Consider the following 1066-nt stretch of genomic DNA (forward strand, 5'->3'; position numbering starts at 1 on the left):
GTCACCATGGGCGACGGCACCGCGGGCATCACATCGGTGGCGACCCCGGCGTTCTCGGTGACGATCGGATCCGGCGGAGTCGCGCCCGCCGGAGTCGCCAGCACCGCGACCAGCGCGGCCTGCGCGGCGGCATTGGCGAAGGTCTTGCCAGGCTCCGCGCCGTCGGTGGGCTGGGGCAGCTCGTCCTCGCCGAGCAGGGCCACCGACTTCAAACCCAGATAATCCAGCGCCTCGCGCACACCACGCACGACCTCGGTCGACCAGCCCGCGGGATGGGTCGCGTAGAACTCGGCGGGACCGTTGAGGTGCTCGGTGGTGAGGTCGATCAGGCAGAACATGGCCGTCGCGAAGAGGTCCTCGGCGCGGTAGGCCTCGCCACCGTCGACATCGACACCGGCCGGATCACCGATCGCGCGCACGAACCCGTCGATCGAATGGGCATGCCCGGTGGGCGCGGGTCCACCGAGGGCGGCGTCACCGTCGTCGGACATGTGCAGCACACAGGCACGTTCGAGCAACTCGACCGTGCCGTCCTCGGTGACCACCGCGGCGATGCATTCATCATCGGCGATACGCAGGCCGACCCCAGTGGCCATCGGCGGAACACCCCTCAACTCGGCGTCGACATCGTCCGCGCGAGTCACACCAGCAGTTGGCCGTGTCCCATCGCGCGCAGCATTGACAGTAATTCCGATCGTGAGCGCGCGCCTATTCGACGTCGGATTCGCGCGACGTGATGCTCCACGGTTTTCGCGGAAATGTACAGCCGAGCGCCGATCTCCCGATAGGTCAGACCGAGCAGCACCAGCTCGGCGACCTCACGCTCGCGGTCGCTGAGCGCGCGCGGTTCGATCACCTGCTTGGCACCGGTCTGCGGGTCGTCGGTGCTGGTCCTTGGCTGATCGGGGCGAGCCGGGATACGGACCGAGCGGGCCAGTTTCAGCAGCGCGTTGGCCGCGGCGGGGTCGTCCACCGCGCGGGCGGTGTCACCGGCCAGGCGGGCGCTGTCGAAGGTGTGGCCCTGGGCGGCCAGCGCCAGCACCGCGGACTGGACGGCCGCCAGATT

At 69.4% G+C, this 1066-nt stretch carries 2 protein-coding genes; both read right to left on the bottom strand.

Annotated features, from left to right (window positions below; genetic code table 11):
• The coding region (locus ACFWUY_RS41945; protein WP_384122427.1) for a hypothetical protein at nt 1-596 on the bottom strand (596 nt) is incomplete at its 3' end.
• Nucleotides 597-640: 44 nt separating this feature from the next.
• On the bottom strand, nt 641-1066 hold a 426-nt coding region (locus tag ACFWUY_RS41950; protein ID WP_384122430.1), incomplete at its 5' end, for a LuxR C-terminal-related transcriptional regulator.

This window comes from Streptomyces sp. NPDC058664, assembly GCF_042716635.1.
Lineage (GTDB): Bacteria > Actinomycetota > Actinomycetes > Streptomycetales > Streptomycetaceae > Streptomyces.